Source organism: Niallia sp. Sow4_A1 (assembly GCF_052116745.1).
Lineage (GTDB): Bacteria > Bacillota > Bacilli > Bacillales > Cytobacillaceae > Niallia > Niallia hominis.
The window spans coordinates 1-22,031 of the sequence record NZ_JBQKKM010000035.1; the positions used below are offsets into that span (position 1 = coordinate 1).

Sequence of the window (22,031 nt, forward strand, 5' to 3'; positions counted from 1 at the left end):
GACGGCATACGCCATGTTGTTACCTGTCTCGTGGGCTCGGAGATGTGTATAAGAGACAGTTATTTAAGAGCTAAATTAGAGATTGTTCGTTTTTAAAGATTAGTTATTTAGATTTGTCCCAACCTCTAAAAGAGGAGAGACATGCCAGGAGCGTCTTGTTCTCTTTCTACAAACCCTAATTTTTTATAAAAGGGATGCTTCCCTTTCGCTGAGAATAATTGAATCGATTGAATACCTGATTGCTGACATTTATAGACGAGCTTTTCAATGATTTGCTTTCCTAGTCCTTTTCCCTGTTCTTCAGGATGAACCATGACATCACAGATTAATGATTGGTAAACTCCATCTGAAATCATACGACCGAAAGCAATAAGTTTTTGATTGTGGTAGATGGAAATGGAGTACCAGCTATTTTTAGCTGCTTCATATAATTGTTCTCTTGTATAGTTTCCTTTTTTACTTTTTAATAAGCCACTGTCCTCATGTAATAAGGCAAACTGTGAAAATGGTGGCAGCTCTTCCGTAATAAAATAATCCATGCTTTTTTTTCCCCTTTAATATCCGTATCTTCATAATAATATTTATACAATAATATGAATTAATATTCAATTGTTTTTTTTAAAAAAGCATATCTTTTTTTCGGATATGCTTTAACTGCCATTAGGTTGGCTTATTTTCTCTTTTCAATAACCAGATTTGCCAAATTAAAAAAGCTAACATCATTATAAATAGGAAAATAGATGAAATAATTGCCTTCCATTCCTCTGTCAAAGGAAATTGTTCAGTAATGACAGAGGGAAGGTTTACTAATATAGGAAGAAAAACAATCCATGATTTACTCCACCATGCAAACCAGCTTAAATAAGCAAATGGTATGAGTAAGAAAAGAATTTGCTTAAATAATGTATCAATCATATAAACCGGTCCCCAATTGTAATTTTAGGCTCTTCCCTTTTCGATTTTCTTTTCATAGTGGACTTCCACTCCTTCATACAGTAAGGAGAAGGAGGTGAAGGAGTGAAAAAAGTTATTAAAATTATCTTAATTCCCTTTTTATTTCTGATTACAGCTTGCTCTACTGATCCAGTTAAAGAGGATTTGCTTCAATATGTAAATGAAGATATGACAACAGCCTTTGAATTAGAGGCTAAGGCCGTGGCTGCGTATGATTCTGTGTCTGGACTCAATTATACGGATGATTGGACAATGTATGATACAATCCAAACAACAGTGATTCCCAATTATAATGAATTTATTAAAGAATTAAATAGGGTAAAGGTGGAAACAGACGAGGTAAGAGAAATACATGAAATATATATAAAGGGCGCTGATATTCAGTTTAATGCGTTTGTAAAAATACTTACAGCGTTAGAAACGCAAGATATTAGGCTTGTTGAAGAAGCGAATGCCATGCTGGAGGAAGCTCGCACACTTATACGTCAATATATGACTGAATTAGATAAGCTTTCAAAGGAGCATGAAGTAGAGTGGGATGACAGCACTGTAAGTGAATCTATTTAGAAAAACAAAAAACGAACAATTATACGAAATTTGTATAACTGTTCGTTTTTATTACTAGGTGGAATACTTATATCCCATTCTTAAATAGAACTTATTGAAATATTAGACAGATTTCTTCTTTGTTTCTTTTTTATTTAGTTGATTATAGAAAAGAATTCCGCTTAATAGTAATAAAACACCGAAACTAAATGTTTTAATATCTGCAGTTCCTGCGATAATTACCCAAACGGAGTAGATTGTCGCAAGGAATCCAATAACAAAATCCCATCTTCTTTCCTTCAGTGAATTATATGTTTCACCAGTTATAACTAATTTCAATTGGAAGATGGTTGAAATTAAATAAGGAACCAGATAGCTTAGTGTTGCAATATAAATAATAAAATCAAATGCTTGTGATATGCTTTTTGACACAGTCGAGAAAATGAATAATTGCCCTAAGATATTTGTTACGATTAAGGAAAATGTTGGAATACTCTTATTATTTTCTTTTAAGAAAGCTGGAATGAAAATTCCTTGTTTAGCAGCTGCATAAGGCACTTCTGCACTTAACATAATCCAACCAATTGTTGATCCGAACAAACTAATTAACCCTATACCTGCGAGCACTTTTCCTGCGATGGGACCAAGAACAGCTTCTATTGCATCAATTAAAGGCTTTTGTGAAGCGACCAATTGATCCTGTGTAAGAATGCCCATTACAAGGGTGCTGATTCCAATATAGATAGCTAAAGCAATTAATAGACCAAAGATGGTTGCTTTTTTTACATCGGATTGCCTCTTTGCTCTAGAAGCAAAAACAACTGCTGATTCTACACCGATAAATGCCCATAATGTTGTCATTGCAGCACTATTGATTTGTCCAAACAATCCAACTGACTTATCTACTTCATTTATTTTTGGTTCTGCAAAGGGTAGGATATTGCTTGATTCAAATGCAAATAACGCGATGATGATAAATAGCATAAAACCAATAACCTTTGAAGCTGTTGCAATAACATTTAATTTACCTGCGTTTTCCAATCCGTTTAAAATAATGTAATGTGTTCCCCATAATAAAATTGTACAGACAACGAATGTAAACGTATTTCCTACATAAAGAGTAAAAGAACCTATATTCAATAAAACGGCTTGACTTGTTAAAATCGGGAAAAACGTTGATAAATAACCAGCAAAAGTAGTGATAATGGCAACATTTCCAGTTAGATTACCTATCCAATATCCCCATGTAGACATAAAGCCAGAAAGAGTAGATTTTTTTGAATCTGGTTTAAATAATTCTTTCGCATAAATTTGTGGACCGCCCGTTAAATTAGGCTTACGAATGGCTAAATTCCCAAACACTAAGGCAGTTACCAGCACTCCGAATCCTGTTAATAGCCAAGCTAAGATAACCCCAGCAGGGCTTGCTACTTCCGATAATGATCGAGGAAGCATAAAAATTCCTGATCCTACCATATTACCTACAACTAAGGATATTAATATCCCTAATCCTAATGTTCCTTTTGAATTCATGTTTTTCTCCTTTAAGAAGTATTTGCTAAACGTATGACATAGGAGATTTACTTTAACACCTTAAATTCTTATACAACAAAATGTATTTTTATTATTTCCAAGGCATAAAAAAACACACCTCTAAATGGTGTGAAGGTAGAAAAACCTTCAGATATAAAGATAGTTCACCATAGTAAGATCCTATGACAGTCCTGCACCTATTCGTATGCAGTCCCAGCTACTATTATTAGAGAATAATAGTGCTTCGGCGACTTTTCCTTTCAAAAGCAATCAATGAGCTCTCTTTGCTCTTCCTCTTTTTACTAATAAAAATCGCAACCTCTACCTCATCTTGAGCTGATAAGGATTTTTAAATATAAAAAAGATATGTACTAGGTTATTCGATATATTTATTGATGTCAATGGAAAAACAAATAGAGGGAACTATCGGTAAATTCGCAATTATCGTAAATGCTTATTAGGTTGTAATTCTTTGAAGGTATATTACCAAAAATTACGTTTAACACAGGAGAGGATATGTAAAGAAGGAGTTAAGGATTGCATGAAAATAATGAGATGAAATAGAAACCAAGCTCTGTTGAATGAACAGAGCTTGGTTGTAAAAGCTTATAAGGTTGTAATAATCGGTTTCTCTTTTGTTATAATAACTGTATGCTCGTATTGTGCAACAAAGCTTTTTTCTTTAGTAGAGAATGTCCAGCCATCATTTTTTTCATAAACTTCTTCTGAACCAGTAGATATAAATGGTTCAAATGCGATAACCATTCCATCTCGAAGCAGGTCCGTATCCCATGAGTCGAAATAATTAAGGATATGATCTGGTTTTTCGTGCAGGGAAGTTCCTATCCCATGACCTGTTAAATTTTTAATTACCGTAAATCCGTGCTTTTTTGCTGTGTTGTAAACAAATTTTCCGATACGATTCTTCTTTGCTCCAGGCTTAAAGCATTTAAGTCCTTCTTCAAATGCTTCTTGTGCCACTTCACAAAGTTTGATTAGTTTAGGATCGCCATTCCCGACAACGAATGATTTACCTGTATCAGCAAAGTAACCATTTTTACTTGCAGATACATCGATATTAACTAAATCTCCTTCTTGAATTACTCGATCTCCGGGAATGCCATGTGCCACTTCATCATTCACAGAAATACAAGTATATCCTGGAAAATCGTACATATCTTGAGGGGCTGAAACTGCACCATGTTCAGCAAATAGCTTACCTGCTAAATCATCTAGTTCTTTTGTTGTCACTCCTGGCACTGTTATTTTTATTAATTCCTCTCTGATGATACTTACAATTTTACCAATTTCTTTCAGACCATTAATGTCTTGTTCATTCTTTACAATCATTTTAATTCTCCTTGTTCATCTATATCAGTTCTCGAATCCTTTTCGCGTCTATTATTATATGCTAATATTGGCAGTAAGTAAAAGGAATTTACCTATTAGAAGTTACTAATTATTTGAAATCCCATTCTTAAATTCCTAAATTTCTGCTCTCATTCTTTGTTTATTTCTCCTTGTGTATAGAATGTTTTTCACGAATTATTTCGACCGATTTTTCGATAAATTCCTTTAGGGTCTCCTCGTTAATATCAGCAAGCTTATTAATATATACACAGCCAACTCCAGCCTTGTGTTTGCCGATTCGCTCTAAATAAAAGGCTCTTGTTTCTTCCTCTGTCGTTAAATAGAGGCTGATTCTTGCTTTTTTAGGAGCGAAGCCAACGATAGGTGCATCTCCCTCATGACCTGTTGCATACTTGTAGTGATACGTACCAAAACCAATAATACTCGTCCCCCACATTTTCGGTGGTAATCCAGTAATATCAGAAAAAATGTCGATTAGTTTATAGGCATCCTCTTTTTTTGTATTACTTGTTAAGGATGATTCTATATATTCAACAACATCTTGATCTGTTTCCTTTGTTTTTAATTTATACATGAAAAGTCTCCTTTTCTTTCTATTATAAAGCTAGTTTCAAAATTTGAATGATTAGTTTTTTATCTTTTTAAATTAATTCACATATCCTCTTACTAGTCTTCATAGCATGTACAAGAAAGGATGTGTAGAGACTCGGATGTTCAGTGTAACCATTTTACTAAGCTATATCTTGTTAGGCTTTACATTAGCTGCACCAATTGGACCAGTAAATTCTGCGAGAATTGATAAAGGAATAAAAAATGGTTTTTGGCATGCCTGGATTGTAGGGTTTGGTTCCATGCTTGCCGATGGTATTTTTATGATAATGGTATATATCGGAATGGTTCATTTTCTTGAGATAGCCATCGTGCAAATATTCCTTTGGCTTTTTGGCGGATTTGTATTAATTTATACAGGGTTTGAAAGCATTATTGGAGCTCAGAATCTCAAGCTTGATTCCCTTAGGGGCAAAGATTCCCTGTTTAAATGTTTTCTAACAGGATTTATTATGTCTATTACTAGTCCTTTATCTATTCTCTTTTGGTTAGGAATATATGGATCTGTTTTAGCTAAAACCGCCCAAGAAAATGGGACTAGTTCCTTGTTGGTTTATAGTAGTATGATTTTTCTAGGTCTTACAATATGGGATATAATTGTTGCAGCCTTAACAAATGGCTTTAGGCGGTTTCTTACACTTGGAACATTAAGAGGAATTTCCGTTATTTCTGGACTATCTTTAGTTTTATTTGGCGCATATTTTGGTTATCAAGGGATTGTAAAATTATTCTTTTCTTCCTAGAAACAATCTAGTAACCATTTTATTTAGAGCGATTTTTTATTGATTAATTTTATGCAAAAAAGACGCTTTGTGTTACAGCGTCTTTTTTGACATTTGTTTGATTTTGTTTAATCAGCTAATCCCCAAACAGAAACACTTTGGGCATTTACAGGGAAATTACCAAAACCATCTTTCCCTATTTTCACTCGATCTTTTCTTGTATTCGTAAAATCTATCCACTCTTCCCCACTTCGTGTTTCGCCAACAAACATTTTTTTGCTGCCTTCTTCTTTATTAGAAATGACGACAGCGCATCCGGATCTTTCTATTTCCGTCTCACCATGGCGTACCCAGCCAATTACATTGGGATCATCAAAATAATCATCTTGATTACCATATGCTTTTTTCTTTCGTACATACAGTAATGGATCAATTGCAGCCTTTTTTCCTTCCATTGGAAGTTCTCCGCCAATTCCAAAGTAATCACCATAGAAAATCGTTGGATAGCCATCTTTTCGAAGCAATATTAGGCTATATGCTATCTGCTTAAACCAATCCTCTACCCAAGATTCAAGCGATTCACCTGGTTGGGTATCATGGTTATCGACAAAGGTAACGCAATTAAGCGGATTATCTTCCACTAACGTTCCTTCAAAGATTGTAGAAAGATCAAAATTACTGCCCTCCATAGAAGCAGTATGCAATTTATAGTGAAGAGGAACATCAAATAAATCGATTGTATAGTCTGTTTGCTGCAAAAATTCCTGACATTCGTTAATATCTGCTTTCCAAAATTCTCCTACGAAATAGAAATCTTCTTTTTCTTCTAATATGGAATGGGCAAATTTTTTAATAAAGGAATGATTAATATGTTTGATTGCATCTAATCGGTAGCCATCACAATTAAGTGTCTTGTAAAGCCATTTTCCCCATGAAATCATTTCATTTTGGACGAGTTCATTATTATAATCGATATTGGCGAACATTAGATAGTCATAATTCCCGAATTCATCATCAACATTTGTATTCCACATTTTATTTTCGCCGATAATCCTAAAGACTCCAGCTTTTTTAGCTTTGTTATCATAATCTGTTCCATTAAAATGCTGAAAGTTCCACTTGAAAGGGGAGTAAGTATCCCCTCTTCCTGGAAAGGTAAATTTCGTCCATGCTTCTATTTCATGGGGTTCAGATATTTCTTCTTCTCTATTTTCAGGATTCACTTCAATAGCCTTAATCGTTTCTTTTTCATCTGCTGCTGCCTTATGATTCATGACAACATCGACATAAACTTGTATGCCAACATTATGACACGCTTCTATTGCATCATGTAATTCCTGTTTTGTGCCATATTTGGTCCGGATGGTACCCTTTTGATCAAATTCTCCTAAATCATAGACATCATAAACGCCATATCCATTGTCATCTTTGGAAGCCGCTTTTGTAACTGGGGGAATCCAGATAGAGTCAATACCTACTTCTTTTAATTTTCCTGCTTGCTCTTTCAAACGATTCCAATGTTGTCCATCAGCAACTAAATGCCATTCAAAAAACTGCATCATTGTTTTATTTTCCATTTATCTATTCTCCTACTCCATAAAATATAGCTTATCTTTTTTAGAATAATTAGTTAAGCTTTCTTATGAAGTAATTCTACCCAGAATGATGGATTTTCAAGCCTATTTATAAATAAGTAGGTTATTGGGGGATATCTAAACAACACTGTTACTTATTGTATGATGGCTTTCCGTATTCATTTTCATCATTTTTAGTAAAAACCTATAAACCAAAAGAGTATTAATAATGGAATTGACCAATGAACGATTTTAAATGATCAGCAGTCTTTGCGAGAGTCTTAGCAGTAGCATGGACTTCTTCAAATGATGCTAGTTGCTCTTCTGTGGATGCAGATAGTTCTTCGGATAATGCTGCGTTTTGTTTACTAAATTCATATAAGGATTCAAATGTTTCGACAAGCGTTTTAATATGCTTATATACTTCTTCAGAAGAAAGTGTTACTTCATCAATAATCGGTGCAGTTTCATTCATACTAGAAGAGATAGCATGAAATTTCTTTTTAACTGAAGAGATGACAGAAAGACCACCATCAACTTGCTTGTGGACAAGTGTCATCATATCTACGGTTGAATGGGTATCTGTCTGTATTTCTTTCACTAAATATTCGATTTCCCCCGCTGATTTTTGGGTTGTCTCTGCCAATTTTCTAATTTCTTCTGCCACTACAGAAAAACCTTTGCCATTTTCTCCTGCTCTAGCTGCTTCAATCGCGGCATTTAATGCTAAAAGATTCGTTTGGTTGGCAATAGTACTTATTAATTGAATAATAGATTCGACTTCCTTGGAACGTTTATGTAATGTTTCTATTTGTTTATCTGATTTTATTACAGAATCAACAATTAATTGCATTTGAGATTCTGCCTGATTAATAGCAACTTCCCCTTCTTTTGCTTTCTCTAAAGTGCTATTGCCCAATTTGGACATATAGAGAGAATTCTCGCGTATTAATCCTGTTTTCTCTGTAATATTTTTTATTTTTTTAGTGCTTGTTTCGACTTCTTGCTTTTGATGCTCGGCACCTGAAGCTATTTCTTGTATGACAGATACTAAATCTTCTACTATCTTTGTCGAAGAAGAGGAGCTCGCGGTAAGGTTATCACTAGATGCAGCAACCTGTGTAATGCTTTTTTCTAAATGTTTGATTAATCGTTTTAAGTTTTCTTGCATTTTCTGGAAGGATATTGTCAAATGCCCAATTTCATCTCTCCTTTTCACTACTAATTCCTGTGTTAAATCTCCTTTTCCAACAAGAGCTGCTTTTTCTTTTATTTGATTTAAAGGCTTAATAATGGACTGTATATTTCTATAAATAAGAATAGAACCTATAATAATAAAACCAATAATTGCAAAGAATGATGCTCTTAGTATTGGAAAGGAAGCATCCGAAACTTCTTCTACATACATAGATCCAGCAATCTTCCAACCAGTTAGATTATTGGTGAGATAGGTTAGCTTTTTCTCTTTATTATCAAGGCTGTAGGAAAAAGCACCTGTTTTTTCTAATTTCATCCTTTCAATATAGTTTTCTGTCCCAACTTCGCCAATTTTTTCTGTTGGATGAGCCATGTAAGCAAATTTATCATCCAATAGAAAAGCATAACCTTCCTTTCCTATTGTGATATTATTCACAAAAATTTGTATGGCACTCAGCTTAATCTTCAAACCGATAACCTTCTTTCGATCTTCGGTTATGCCAGCAATCGTAACGACCATTTCGTTGGTACTAGCAGATATATAGGGATCTGATATATATATATCATCTGGATTCTCCTCTGCTGCAATAAACCATTCACTTGCAGTTGGATCATAATTTTCTGTTACCTTGTCTGCTGGCTGCTGTATATATTGTCCTTGTTTCGTAGCAAAAAATATACTGTCAATATCATCATAGAAATAGTAGTATTTTTCTAGCATATTGATAACAACATCATCTGATACAGACTTATTTGGTTCCCCCCATTCCTTTCGAAGCTTGTTTACTTGCTCAATTTTAGTTGATAATTCGGTTGTAATATTTCCGTTTAGCTGCTGAATCTGTTGGAACGCATTGGCCATCATTTCTTGTTCTAATTGTTTCTTAGAATTGACATAAGAGAATACACCAATAAAAATGGTAGGAATAATTAATAAAATGAAAAAGCTTGCGTATAATCTCTTTTTAACTGTCATGCTGTTCTGTAATATTTTTTTCATATTCTTTTTATAACCCCTTTATGAATAAATATAGGACTTATTCATTATAAATGAAACACTTCAGTCTATTGCAAAAGAGGTAAAATTGTCATAATTACGCCTTAATTGAACAAAAAAAAACCCTTATTTTCTACAGATAGTGATGTAAAAAGATAAGGGGAGTTTCTTCTTCCTTATTGTTTATTTTTAGCAAACTCTTTTTTGATTGCTGCTAATAACTCTTTATTCGTTAAGATTTCTAAACCAGTTAGTGCCATCGATTTTGCACCTAATAACATTGCATCTCTTCCTTGCTCCGACATAGCTGCTTCTCTAAACTCATGTGTATGACATGCATAGGATTCGTTACAAATTTTCACATACGGGTGAATGGCTGGTACTACTTGGCTTACATTTCCCATATCTAGCGATCCAGAACCATCTCTTTGTTCGTGAATTTCAATTTCTTCTACTCCTAAAGAAACTAGTTGCTTAGTAAAGACATCAGATAACGTTTTATTTGTAATCATGTCATCATAGGAAAATTCATAAAAGCTAGATTTCACGGTAGCACCTGTTTGGAGTGCTGCTCCTTCAGCGCATTTTTTCACTTTTTCAACTAATATATTTACATCTTCTCTTTTTCCTGCTCTTACATAGAATTGAGCCACTGCATAATCAGGGACGATATTTGCAGCTTTTCCACCCTCTGTGATTACACCGTGAATTCGTGCATCTGGTTTTATGTGCTGTCTTAATGCATTAATACTATTAAAAGTATGTAATACTGCATCTAGTGCATTAATTCCTAGATGCGGACTTGCAGCAGCGTGGGCAGATTTTCCAAAGAACTCAAATTGAATGGCATCCATTGCAAGCGAGTCGCCACTCTTCATATAGTTATCTAAAGGATGAACCATCATAGCTACATCCAATTCTTCAAAAATACCGGCTTCAGCCATAGTCACTTTTCCGCCTTTTGTTTCTTCAGCAGGTGTACCATAAACAATAACCTTTCCCCCTGTTTCTTCTAAAACCTTACTAAGACCAATTCCTGCTGCAATCCCCATTACAGCTATTAAATTATGTCCACAAGCGTGACCTAATTCTGGCAATGCGTCGTATTCTGCCATATAACCGATAGTGGGTCCTTCTTTTCCGCTATCGTATGTGGCTTTAAATGCAGTAGGTAAATCGCATATCCCAATTTCGACATGGAAGTCATGCTCTTTTAATGTATCTGTCAATATTTTGCAAGCTTTAAATTCTTCATGTCCTAGTTCAGGATTGTCGCCGATATATATACTTATATCTTTAAATTTAGCTTCATTTTCGTTCATTGCATCTATGATGATTTGTTTCATTATTTTCGCACCTTTCTCTCTTTTATACATTACTAGTTTACCAATTTTCTATAAAAAAGCTAGTAAAAAATGCGTAAAAATAATAATCAGAGTATATTTATGCATAAAAATAGAGTTTTTTTTTCGCCGCTAATGACGATAAAAAAACTGGCTAATCTCTTGATTAAAGAGTTTTAGCCAGTCTACATTCACTTAATATTTTTCCCATAAAATATTTCATTCATTTCTTGCGTTAGCTTTTCTGTAATAAAAATGCGATCTTCTAGTTTAAGTTCCTCTTCTTTATAGCCAAATAAATAATTATTTAAATCAAATTGTTTTAGCTTACATTTTGTATGAAAGATATTCTCTTGATATATATTGACATCAATCATATCAAATTGTGCTTTAACATCATCAGGTATATAGTTTTGGATGGAATTTATGTCATGGTCGATAAATAATTTATGGCCATGAATATCGCGGGTAAACCCTCTAACACGGTAATCCATAATCATAATATCTGTATCGAAAGAGTAGATTAAATAATTTAATGCCTTTAAGGGAGAGATTTCTCCACAAGTAGAGACATCGATATCGGCGCGAAAGGTACTGATTCCTTCATCTGGATGATATTCAGGATATGTATGAACCGTAATATGACTTTTGTCGAGATGCATCACAACAGAGCCTGGAAATCCTCCTGGTAGTGGTCCTGGCGATTCTTCAAATACTTCCTTTGGTGCTTCAGATACTGGTCCTTCTGAGACGAGTAATGTAACGCTTGCCCCTTGTGGTTCATAATCTTGCTTGGCTACATTCAACACATGGGCTCCAATGATATCTGAAACATTTTTTAATATCTTCGTTAAACGATCTGCATTATATTGTTCGTCAATATATTGTAAATAGGCTTCACGTTCACTCCTAGTCCGTGTATAGCATATATCATACATATTAAAGCTTAAAGACTTTGTTAAATTATTAAATCCATGTAGCTCTATGCGCTGCTGAGGTGTTAAACTCATGTTTATCCCCCTTTTTCTAACATGTAAGTATAATTATGTTACCCGAACAGATGGTAGATTAACCAAAAAATCGCTAATCTCTTGTATTCCTTTCTATCGGAAATAACAAAAGATTAGCGATTTAATTTTCCTTTAAAACATACTTAATTCATATTTGCTTGCAAGTATTTCTAATAGTTTTAATCCGGCAACACTATTTCCTTTGTCATCGAGGGCAGGTCCGGAAATGCCAATTCCAAAGCGATTTGGTACCGCACCTAATATCCCGCCGGCTACCCCACTTTTTGCAGGAATTCCAACCCGTACGGCAAATTCTCCAGAAGCATTATACATTCCGCATGTTACCATGAAAGTTTTGCAAATGCGTGCAACATGTGCAGGCATTAATTGCTTATTTGTAATTGGTTCCTTGCCATTTAAAGCAAAGACAATCCCAATTCTTGCTAAATCTAAGCAATTCACTTCTATAGAGCATTGTTTTGTATATAAGTCCAATAATTCTTCTACATCTTCATTAATAATGCCATGTTGTTTCATAAAAAAACATAGTGCTCTATTTAAATGAGATGTTTCAAATTCTGATTTTGCAACCTCAGCTGAATAGCTAATTTCCTCATTTCCAGATAGCCTTTTTACAAAATCAATTATTTTTCGAAACCGCTCTTCAACCGAATTCCCCTTAATCATATGAGTAACTGCCAGTGCACCAGCATTTATCATTGGGTTTAATGGTTTAGATGGATTGCTCATTTCTAGTTTAACGATGGAATTAAACGGATCACCCGTAGGCTCATATCCTACTTTGCTAAAAACGTATTCTTCCCCTGATTCCATTAAAGCTAGAGCTAATGTAATTACTTTAGAGATACTTTGTAACGTGATTTTTTCTTGAATACATCCAGCAGAATAACAAGTACCATCAGGATGATAGATTGCCACAGATAAATCATCTGGATTTGCTTTACTTAGAGCGGGGATATAATCGGCTACTTTCCCTTCTCTTGTATACTGCTTTGCTTCCAAAAGAATGCTTTCTAATTCTTCATTTGATTGACAAGGCAATTTGATCACCAACTTTGCAAAAGATTTTTTAAGCTTCTTTGATCAACTTAAATAAGTTTATCTTAATTTAAGTATAACGTTAGAAGCGCAAGAAGAAAAATAGTGCTTATTTCATAACTACTAAAGATATAATTTCTCCAGTTCATCTGAAGTCAATGGTTTACTATAGTAATAACCTTGGACAATTTCGCATTCATGCTTCTGAAGAAAGTCCACTTGTTCTTTTGTTTCAACACCCTCTGCGATGACGATAAAATTCATATTATGCCCCATATCAATAATTACTTTTGCTAACGATCCCTTATGCTTTGGATGACTGATATCATCGATAAAGCTTTTATCGATTTTAATTGTATCAATCGGTAGTGATCTCAAATAACTTAATGACGAATAGCCTTTTCCAAAATCATCAATGGATATTTGAAAGCCAAGTCGTTTTATACTATTTAGTTCAATTGTTGCTTTTTCTATATTCTGCATGATACTTTCTGTTATTTCTAACTCTATTTTCGCTGTGTTTATTTGAAGTCTTTTCACCTCTTTTTGAAGAAAAGGAAAGAAGTCGCTGTATTGAAATTGGCGTGCAGAAATATTGATTGCGAGCTTTATATCTTTTTTGCCCGCTAGATCCCATTTTTTCTTTTGCATAAATGCATGTGTCAATACCCATTCCCCTATAGATAGCATTAAATTCGTTTCTTCTGCAATGGGAATAAATTCATCGGGAGATAAATAGCCATATGCAGGGTGTTTCCAGCGTAAAAGTGCTTCCACTCCATATATGTTTCCTGTAGTATTATTTATTTGTGGCTGATAATATAGTTCTAATTCATTATTAGCAATTGCCTTTTGAAGAGCCATCTCCAATTCCATTTTTCTTGCCCCTTTTTCTGCATTAGAGGAAGAGTAAAATTGATAATTGTTTTTTCCATAATCTTTGGCAACATACATAGCTGCATCCGCATTTTTTATTAATGATTCTTGGTCTTTGCCATCCTCAGGAAACATGCTGATGCCAATGCTAGGTGTTACGAAGAATTCATCTTGCTTCACAATAAATGGAACAGAAAATTGACTAATGATTTTTTTTGCTACTTCCGATGTCTCCCATTTTGTTTTATTCTCTAATAAGATTAAAAATTCATCTCCACCTAAACGTGCTACAAAATCATTCTCTTTTATAGCAGATTTTAACCTATGGGCTACTTTTTTTAATATAATATCACCAGTACCATGCCCTTTTGTGTCATTAATCCGTTTAAATTGATCCAAATCTAGAAATAATACAGACATTGTTTGAACTTCATCACAGTTTAATAAGCGGTCGTTTAAAAAGCTTATACAACTATTTCGATTTGGTAATTCTGTTAATACATCGGTGAATGCCAATTGTTTTATTTTTAATTCTGTTTGCTTTCGTGACGTAATATCTCTTCCTAGTATTAATACAGCATCCTGTCCTCCGAACAGGATGCGCATACAATGGATTTCTAGTAATAGCTTTTCCCCATTTCCTTTCATGAAATCAATTTCCATTTCGATCACTTGTCTCTTTTGTTCTATTCCTTTATTAAATTCTTGAACGATATAGTGAAAAGTCTCTTCTGGAAAAAGATCATTAACAGAAAGACCGACTAATGGGCTGTGGTCACTTTCAAATATTTTTATACCGGCTTTATTTATATAATGTAATTTATAGTCCATAACTACCGCGATGATATCTGGAGACATATCGACTAGCTTCGTAAATTTATCTTCATTTTCTTTATTATCGGTTATATCTATCAATACACTAGTAAATTCCTTCATTTCTCCAGTAGCTTTTTCAAAAACGGCAATCCCTCTATCTTTAATCCAACGAATTTTTCCATTTGGTTTAATGATCCGGTAATTGCTAACAACGACATCCTGTTTCGTAAGAAGCTCTGCTCGCTCCTCTAAAACTTTTTTATCATCGGGATGAATGACTTCTTTCCATAGATTATGGTTTTTGTAAAAATCCTCAACGGAATATCCGTAAATGGTTTCAATTCCAGCAGTAATCATTAATGTATTGGTTTTTAAATCATGAAACCAAATGGCAATATCTAATGTTTCGAAAATCGATTGCAATTTTTTATTGGTTTGTGCATATTCTCCTAGAACATAGGTGATTTTTTTTATTAATTGATAAAAAACATAAAGTAACCCAGCAGTAATGATAAGTTGTAACAGAATAAAAATGACTCTATTGATACTTGTAACAAAGACATTAAGTATCACAGAGAATAAAACAAAAACGCCAATTGCGATAATCCATTTTAATTCACTGTGTTTATAATCCATATAAGAACTCCTTACTCTTGTCATAGATGCTAATCATGTGATATGTACCGAAATAAGTATTTTGGCAAAACATTATATTGATACCCGATATTCAGTGATTAAAACCTCATTAATACCTTTGTCCTTGCATGTACAATTAGAATACACTTATTATAATTTGTTTATAAGTTGAAAAATTCTTTTCCGAAGGATTTTTTTTTGATGGTAGTGAATGTGGAATTTAATTGTAATAATAACGAAGAAAGGTTATAAAGTAAGAACATATACATACATCCTACTTTATAACCCATTGCATAATGAAATTTAATGAAGGTTCGGAGTTTCTACTTGTACACGCGGAGTATTCCAAGTGTCAAACCATTTCTTTGTTGCTGTTATAATGATAATAATGCCTAAGATTAGCATAATAATGGAAAGCACTGCATTTAACACATTATAGCCAACTGCCTCTGGGTTTAAATAAACATTTTTCACCATCCAATATCCTGCGTAATTTACTGTTACAAATAAATAAGCCATCGGGATAAGGCAAGTGAGCATATATCTTCTTTTATCAGCCATTTTTAAAATCACGGTTGCGCCAATAATAAGTCCGATTGTTGCCATTAGCTGATTGGATACCCCAAATAGTGCCCAGACAGAGCTGATATCACCTGAGAATAATAGATATCCCCACATCACACATGCTAGCGCACTGGCAAAAATGGAGCCAGGCAACCAATCGACCCTCTTTAGTGGTTTGTAAAACTCGCCTAAAAAGTCTTGAATCAAATAACGTGCCGTTCTTGTACCAGCGTCGATTGCAGTCAAAATAAATACTGCTTCAAACATGATTACAAACTGAAAGAAATAAGAAGCAAGATGAGAAAACCAAGAGATTTCCGTGAATATATAGGACATTCCAACAGCCAATGTAACAGCTCCACCAGTTCGGCCTTCTAAATCAATCCCGATTTCACGACTTAACTCTGGTAAATTTGATACACTCATTCCTAGTGTCTGAAATACCTCTGGAGTTGAATTTATCGCGAAGTAATCTCCAGGATGTAAAGCGGTTGCAGCAATCAGTGCCATAATTCCAACTAAACACTCAACAAGCATGGCTCCAAAACCTACGACTTTAATATCGCTCCATTTATCGAGCATTTTTGGGGTAGTTCCAGATCCGACAAATGCATGGAAGCCAGAAATAGCGCCACAGCCAATGGTAATCGAAATAAACGGCCATACTGGTCCTGCAATTACTGGTCCCCCTCCGTGTACGAATTCCGTAAACGCTGGAAATTCAATGGCGGGATTAATAATAAAAACACCAATGATAAGGGCAATAAACACACCTATTTTCATAAAGCTACTTAAATAGTCTCTAGGTGCCAAGAGTAGCCACACAGGAAGTGCCGCTGCAAAAAATGCATAGATTGGAAGAATGATCGCAAGTGTTTTTGTATCAAGGGTTAGCCAATCTCCAACTACTGTTTCTTGAATCATTGGGCCAACAAACACACCAATCATTAATAGAATAAATCCAATTGTTGTACATAATTTCAGATTTCCTGTCTTTTTATAAAATATTCCTACGCCCATTGCAATAGGAATAGTAATCCCCACAGAGAATGTGCCCCATGGATTTCTTTCCAGAGCGTGTAATACTACCATGGATAGACCAGCCATAGTGATGGTAATAATAAACAGCATAGCAAGCCCTGTGCAAAAACCAGCAACAGGTCCGAGTTCTTCCTTTGCTACCTCGGATAAAGATTTTCCTTTTTTTCTCATACTAGCAAATAGCACAACTGCATCATGGACAGCACCACCGATTACAGCGCCTATCAATAACCATATTAGCCCAGGTAAATAGCCGAATTGTGCAGCAAGAATAGGTCCTACGAGCGGTCCTGCTGCAGCAATAGCTGCGAAATGATGACCAAATGTGACCCACTTATTTGTAGGTACGTAGTCTTTTCCATCATTTAATTCATGAGCGGGAGTTTTTTCTTTATCGTTTAGCTTTAATACCTTTACAGTCATAAAGGTACCATATAAACGATAAGCAATCATCAAGATACACGCAGATGCTATTACAATTGTAACCGCATTCATATTTATCTACCTCCTTTAATGCTATTATTATAAAAAATGAAAAAGGAAGATAAGTCATTTTCATGACAGAATGCGGGGATTTATATATGAGATGCAAAAAATAACAGATAAAATACAATGATTTTATCTGTTAGGTTCGACTAAAAAATCATCTTTGTTAAAAACCGAATAACTGCTTAATCTCTTTCGTATAATTTCTACTCAATGGCACCTTTTCCCCATTATTCATACATAATAAATAAGTAGAGTTAAACCATGGTTCTATTTCACAAATTCGTTCTTTATTTATTAAATAAGACCGATGGACTCTCATAATTGGACTGTTTATTAGCTTTTGTTCTAATTGACTTAAGGTAAATGTAACGATCATTTCCTCTTCATCGGTAACAAGTAATGTTTTTCCATTTTGTGCACTAATATAAACAATACAATCTACATCGATGATTTTAATTTTTTCGTTTGTTGAAATCGCGAGCTTATTTTTATGTATCGGAGAGTTAGTAAGTTTATTTCCTTGCCCTTCATTCCTCTTTCTTTCTCTTTTATTTACTAGTTTTATAATCGTTTGATTAATTCGCTCTTCTTCAAATGGTTTTAGAAGATAATCAAGTGCATTGACATTAAACGCCTGCAAAGCATATTCGTCATAAGCGGTAGCAAAAACAATTTCAGGGGCATTTCCATTTTCCTTAAGGTTTAAACGTTCGGCTAAGTTCATCCCGTTCTCTTCCCCAAGCTCAATATCTAAAAATATTACATCGATTTCAAGATTGTCAATATACTCTAAGGCAGTTTCAAGGCAATCGCATTCCCCTACTATCTCCATCTTATTACTTCTTTTTAACAGATAGCTTAGTTCATCTCTAGCCAATGGTTCATCTTCTATAATTAATGCTTTAATCATCTGCTCCCCTCCAGATTGCTGGCTCGTTAAATGGTATTTTGATCATTACCTTTGTTCCTCTATTCCACTCACTTTCAATGTTGAACATCCCTTTTTCTCCATAAATTTTTTTCATTCTCTCTTGTATATTCCAAAGCGCGGTTCCTGTGCCAGTGCTAGATGTTATTGTTTTTTGCCCAATCATATAAAGCGTATCCTCACACATCCCTTTACCATCATCTTCTGCAATCAGCACCATTCTATCCTTTTCTTTATGAGCAGATATCGTAATATTTCCAACATTTCCTTTTGAAAAAGCGTGGCGTATCGAATTTTCAACTAAAGGCTGAAGGGTAAAAGGGGGAATTAGTACCTTCTTTAATTCAGGATCAACTGACTCTTTCAAGATGAACTTATCTGGAAACCGTGCTTCTTCTAATGCTAAAAAAGCATGCACATGTTCTAATTCCTGTGTTAAGGGAATTAACATATTTTTGGAACCTTGTATATTACTGCGAAAATAAATACTCAATTTTCGAATCATTTCCCGAGCTTTCTCTCCATCTGTGCGAATTAGTGCTGATATAGTATTCATGCTGTTAAAAAGAAAATGGGGATGAACCTGTGATTGCAATGCTTTAATCTCCGCATCTTTTAGTAGCCTTTGCTGAAGCTCTGCCTCTGCTAATTCCAGCTGTAAAGAAAATAATTTACTTAAGCCTTCCGCCATTGTGTATTCTACTAATTGAATGTTTTTGGGATTAGCAAAATAAAGCTTCAATGAACCAACTATTTTATTATTCGCTTTTAAGGGTAATAAAATAGCAGCATAGAGAGGGCAATCTTGATTGTTGCATTGAATTTCGTCTTTATTTTTGGCTACTAATATATTACCTTCTCTTAACACTTTTTCTGTAAGTTTTGTAGAGGTTTTATCAAGGGGAATGTGATGATCCCTTCCTAGACCCTCATGTGCTAATACAATCGATCTATTTGTAATGGATACTGCATCTGCGTTTGTTGCTTTAAGCATAATTTTAGCAACCTGTTTACTTGATTCAGGATTTAGGCCTTGCCTAAAGTACGCTAGTGTAGATTGTGCAATATTTAAAGCGATATTGGTTTGGGCTGCTTTCGTTTTTTCCTCTTCTAAAAGAATATTTTGTATGATATAAATGAAAATTAACATCCCAAATCCATTGATGACAATCATCGGAAAAGCAATGATTTTGACTAGTTCGAGTGCAAGAGCTAATGGTGATGCGAATAAAAGGATGAATGCCATTTGAATTATTTCCATCGCTATGCCGATAATAACAGCCTTGCTGGCTGAGTCTTGCTGGATAGAATACTTCCTGCCGAGGAAACCGGTAACTATCCCTGCCATGATCGTTGATAATCCACAGGCTAGCGCGGTAAATCCGCCTAGTGTTAAGCGGTGAAGACCGGCTATTAATCCCACTCCAAGACCTACTAAAGGACCTCCAATCATGCCACCAATCGCAACACCCATAATGCGCGTATTTGCAATCGCGCTTGATACATCTAGTTCATGCTGCCATGTATGTGTACTTATGCTTCCTTTTAAAATTTCTACCCCGGTATAGTTGCTAATAATCCCGAACAAGCCAAAGAAAAGAATTAAATAGAGCTTATCCTGCCATTGTGATTCCTTATGGATAATCGAACGGAAAATCTTGATTCTTGATAATAAGAAGGCAAAGATAACTAAAATACCGACTCTTTCAATCATTAGTGGAAGTAACTGTAACAATGAATGCCCCACCCTCCTATTTTACTCCCCATCATTATAGTAAATTACAAGAATTATAGAAAGCCTTTTCAAAAGTTTGTGGCTAAATGCCTATTTTGTGCTTCGATTTCATTATATGATATGATTACTTAATAGGACGTGAAAGGTTGGTTATAATGAATGGCAGGGAAAAAATATTATGTTGTATGGAATGGAAGAAAACCTGGGATTTATCGTACGTGGGCTGAATGCGAAAAACAGACAAAAGGATTTAAAGGAGCAGCTTTTAAATCTTACCAATCACTTGAGGAAGCAGAAAAAGCCTTTAATCAAGGAGGGAGTTTTGGTCAAAAAGCGGCGAAAGGCTCTTCCTCTAAAAAACAGGCTAACACTTCCTTAGAAGCAATTGATGAAAATAGCATATCTGTAGATGCAGCTTGTAGCGGTAATCCTGGGTTGATGGAATATCGTGGAGTCCATACGAAAACGGGAGAAGTTCTCTTCCACTATGGGCCAGTATTTGGAACAAATAATATTGGTGAGTTTTTAGGAATCGTACATGCGCTAAGTCTTTTGCAAAAACAAGAAAAAAATACGACCATCTACAGCGACAGTATGACCGCTCTTTCTTGGGTTCGAAATAAAAAAGCAAACACTACCTTAGTGCGAGACAAGCGAACAGAAGAATTATGGCAATTAATCGAACGTGCAGAAAAGTGGTTGAAGGAAAACAACTATTCCAATAAGATTTTAAAATGGGATACGAATAAATATGGAGAGATTAAGGCTGATTTTGGACGAAAATAACTTCACGATTATGTAAATAACAAATCTATTAATCGATAATAGAAACTATACGCATCTAGGTATATAAAGAAAAAGAACTTGGAGATTATGCTAAGCTCTTTTTCTTTTTGTGGGTAAAATTTTTCCAATTAATTTAATTGTCTATATAAATAAGTTAAGCTAAGTTAATTTAGAAGAGACTAGAAACAAATATTTAGTATTTTTTTACTAATTATTCGCATGAATCTGATAGTATAATAGAATAAGCTTTATAAATGATTGTAATACATAGGAGTGAATGTCTTTGTCAAAGAAAGTTTATTTTAACCATGATGCAGGAATTGATGATTTAGTTTCCCTTTTCCTTCTACTACAAATGGATGAAGTGGAATTAATTGGTGTCTCCGTCATTCCGGCAGATGGCTATTTAGAGCCTGGTATTAGTGCAAGTAGAAAGATTATTGATCGATTTGGTAATGGAGCAATTGAAGTTGCTAGATCCAATTCTCGTGGAGTGAATCCTTTTCCAAAAGAATGGAGAATGCATACTTTTTATGTAGATGCACTGCCGATTTTAAATGAAAGTGGCGTAGTAACTGCACCTGAAAGCGCTCTTCCTGCACATGAACATTTAATTAAAGCTGTCAGAGAAAATCCGGATAAAACGACGCTTTTATTTACTGGCCCGTTAACAGATTTGGCAAGAGCATTAGAAATTGCCCCAGATATTCAAGAAAAAATTGAAAAATTAGTTTGGATGGGGGGAACATTCTTAGAGGTCGGCAATGTGCAAGAGCCGGAGCATGATGGAACTGCGGAATGGAATGCTTTCTGGGATCCGTGGGCAGTATCAACAGTATGGGCTAGCGATTTAACGATTGAAATGGTGGCATTAGAAAGTACAAATCAAGTGCCACTAACTCTTTCCGTACGAAATAATTGGGCATCATTAAGAAGATTTTCAGGCGTCGATTTCATTGGGCAATGTTATGCTGCTTGTCCCCCTCTTGTGCATGTGGAGACAAACTCTACCTATTATTTATGGGATGTTTTAACCACTGCAACGATTGGAAAAAAAGAATTGGTTAAAATGAAAGAAGTGAAATCCATTGCTTTAACAGAAGCTCCTTCCCAAGGTAGAACCTTACTAAGTGAAGAAGGTCGTCCTGTTTCTGTTGTATATGATGCAAATCGGGATGCGTTTTTCGAATACATTACAGGTTTAGCAAAGCTTGCGAAAAACGATTAATGAAAAAGGACCAATTT

The 22,031-nt window shown here is 34.7% G+C and carries 18 protein-coding genes and 1 riboswitch; of the genes, 4 read left to right on the plus strand and 14 right to left on the minus strand.

Features of this window, described 5'->3' with window-relative positions; translation table 11 throughout:
* Nucleotides 1-125: 125 nt before the first annotated feature.
* Together ACTQ5K_RS17525 and ACTQ5K_RS17530 are read right to left on the minus strand one after the other, a co-directional pair.
* Nucleotides 126-539: a GNAT family N-acetyltransferase gene (locus ACTQ5K_RS17525; protein ID WP_031537730.1), complete on the minus strand. Its 414-nt coding sequence runs from the start codon at nt 537-539 to the stop codon at nt 126-128.
* 121 nt (nt 540-660) lie between these two features.
* Nucleotides 661-915 (minus strand): hypothetical protein, encoded by a 255-nt coding sequence (locus ACTQ5K_RS17530; protein WP_251628259.1) that lies wholly within the window; start codon nt 913-915, stop codon nt 661-663.
* 102 nt (nt 916-1,017) lie between these two features.
* Here ACTQ5K_RS17530 and ACTQ5K_RS17535 point away from each other — a divergent pair, with 102 nt between their 5' ends.
* Nucleotides 1,018-1,521, plus strand: a complete 504-nt coding sequence (locus ACTQ5K_RS17535) for a hypothetical protein (protein WP_031537725.1) — start codon at nt 1,018-1,020, stop codon at nt 1,519-1,521.
* Nucleotides 1,522-1,623: 102 nt separating this feature from the next.
* Here the strand turns inward: ACTQ5K_RS17535 and ACTQ5K_RS17540 are convergent, their stop codons facing one another.
* The 3 genes from ACTQ5K_RS17540 to ACTQ5K_RS17550 all read right to left on the minus strand — a co-directional run bounded on the left by ACTQ5K_RS17540 (nt 1,624) and on the right by ACTQ5K_RS17550 (nt 4,978).
* A complete protein-coding gene (locus tag ACTQ5K_RS17540) occupies nt 1,624-3,033 on the minus strand; it encodes an amino acid permease (RefSeq protein WP_441994147.1) in 1,410 nt (469 codons plus the stop codon).
* A 152-nt stretch (nt 3,034-3,185) separates the two neighbouring features.
* A riboswitch (Lysine riboswitch) is annotated at nt 3,186-3,365 on the minus strand.
* Between the two features lie 274 nt (nt 3,366-3,639).
* Nucleotides 3,640-4,383 (minus strand): type I methionyl aminopeptidase, encoded by a 744-nt coding sequence (gene map / locus ACTQ5K_RS17545; RefSeq protein WP_031537723.1) that lies wholly within the window; start codon nt 4,381-4,383, stop codon nt 3,640-3,642.
* A 160-nt stretch (nt 4,384-4,543) separates the two neighbouring features.
* The gene (locus tag ACTQ5K_RS17550) at nt 4,544-4,978 is read right to left on the minus strand and encodes a DUF1801 domain-containing protein (protein ID WP_031537722.1); all 435 of its coding nucleotides are present in this window, start codon (nt 4,976-4,978) and stop codon (nt 4,544-4,546) included.
* Between the two features lie 136 nt (nt 4,979-5,114).
* Here ACTQ5K_RS17550 and ACTQ5K_RS17555 point away from each other — a divergent pair, with 136 nt between their 5' ends.
* Nucleotides 5,115-5,756: a LysE family transporter gene (locus ACTQ5K_RS17555; RefSeq protein WP_031537720.1), complete on the plus strand. Its 642-nt coding sequence runs from the start codon at nt 5,115-5,117 to the stop codon at nt 5,754-5,756.
* Nucleotides 5,757-5,863: 107 nt separating this feature from the next.
* Here the strand turns inward: ACTQ5K_RS17555 and ACTQ5K_RS17560 are convergent, their stop codons facing one another.
* The 9 genes from ACTQ5K_RS17560 to ACTQ5K_RS17600 form a co-directional block, all read right to left on the minus strand.
* Nucleotides 5,864-7,312, minus strand: a complete 1,449-nt coding sequence (locus ACTQ5K_RS17560; protein WP_031537719.1) for an alpha-amylase — start codon at nt 7,310-7,312, stop codon at nt 5,864-5,866.
* A 220-nt stretch (nt 7,313-7,532) separates the two neighbouring features.
* Complete coding sequence (locus tag ACTQ5K_RS17565) at nt 7,533-9,506, minus strand: methyl-accepting chemotaxis protein (protein WP_441994148.1); 1,974 nt, start codon at nt 9,504-9,506, stop codon at nt 7,533-7,535.
* Nucleotides 9,507-9,679: 173 nt separating this feature from the next.
* Nucleotides 9,680-10,849 carry a M20 family metallopeptidase gene (locus tag ACTQ5K_RS17570; RefSeq protein ID WP_251628269.1) on the minus strand — a complete coding sequence of 390 codons (1,170 nt, stop codon included), beginning with the start codon at nt 10,847-10,849 and terminating at the stop codon, nt 9,680-9,682.
* Nucleotides 10,850-11,037: 188 nt separating this feature from the next.
* Nucleotides 11,038-11,856 carry an adenosylmethionine decarboxylase gene (gene speD / locus ACTQ5K_RS17575; protein ID WP_031539923.1) on the minus strand — a complete coding sequence of 273 codons (819 nt, stop codon included), beginning with the start codon at nt 11,854-11,856 and terminating at the stop codon, nt 11,038-11,040.
* A 132-nt stretch (nt 11,857-11,988) separates the two neighbouring features.
* Nucleotides 11,989-12,918 carry a glutaminase A gene (gene glsA / locus ACTQ5K_RS17580; RefSeq protein ID WP_031539925.1) on the minus strand — a complete coding sequence of 310 codons (930 nt, stop codon included), beginning with the start codon at nt 12,916-12,918 and terminating at the stop codon, nt 11,989-11,991.
* 120 nt (nt 12,919-13,038) lie between these two features.
* On the minus strand, nt 13,039-15,243 hold the full coding sequence (locus ACTQ5K_RS17585) for a sensor domain-containing protein (RefSeq protein WP_035416735.1): 2,205 nt from the start codon (nt 15,241-15,243) through the stop codon (nt 13,039-13,041).
* A 303-nt stretch (nt 15,244-15,546) separates the two neighbouring features.
* Nucleotides 15,547-17,343, minus strand: a complete 1,797-nt coding sequence (cstA, locus tag ACTQ5K_RS17590; protein ID WP_441994149.1) for a carbon starvation protein CstA — start codon at nt 17,341-17,343, stop codon at nt 15,547-15,549.
* Between the two features lie 157 nt (nt 17,344-17,500).
* Nucleotides 17,501-18,247 carry a LytR/AlgR family response regulator transcription factor gene (locus ACTQ5K_RS17595; RefSeq protein ID WP_031539929.1) on the minus strand — a complete coding sequence of 249 codons (747 nt, stop codon included), beginning with the start codon at nt 18,245-18,247 and terminating at the stop codon, nt 17,501-17,503.
* Nucleotides 18,240-20,000: a sensor histidine kinase gene (locus tag ACTQ5K_RS17600; protein WP_031539931.1), complete on the minus strand. Its 1,761-nt coding sequence runs from the start codon at nt 19,998-20,000 to the stop codon at nt 18,240-18,242. Before ACTQ5K_RS17600 ends, ACTQ5K_RS17595 begins: the two co-directional genes overlap by 8 nt.
* A 159-nt stretch (nt 20,001-20,159) precedes the next feature.
* Between ACTQ5K_RS17600 and ACTQ5K_RS17605 the strand changes: the two genes are divergently transcribed.
* Nucleotides 20,160-20,786 carry a ribonuclease H1 domain-containing protein gene (locus ACTQ5K_RS17605; RefSeq protein ID WP_031539932.1) on the plus strand — a complete coding sequence of 209 codons (627 nt, stop codon included), beginning with the start codon at nt 20,160-20,162 and terminating at the stop codon, nt 20,784-20,786.
* A 283-nt stretch (nt 20,787-21,069) separates the two neighbouring features.
* Complete coding sequence (locus ACTQ5K_RS17610) at nt 21,070-22,014, plus strand: nucleoside hydrolase (RefSeq protein ID WP_031539934.1); 945 nt, start codon at nt 21,070-21,072, stop codon at nt 22,012-22,014.
* Nucleotides 22,015-22,031: the final 17 nt, after the last annotated feature.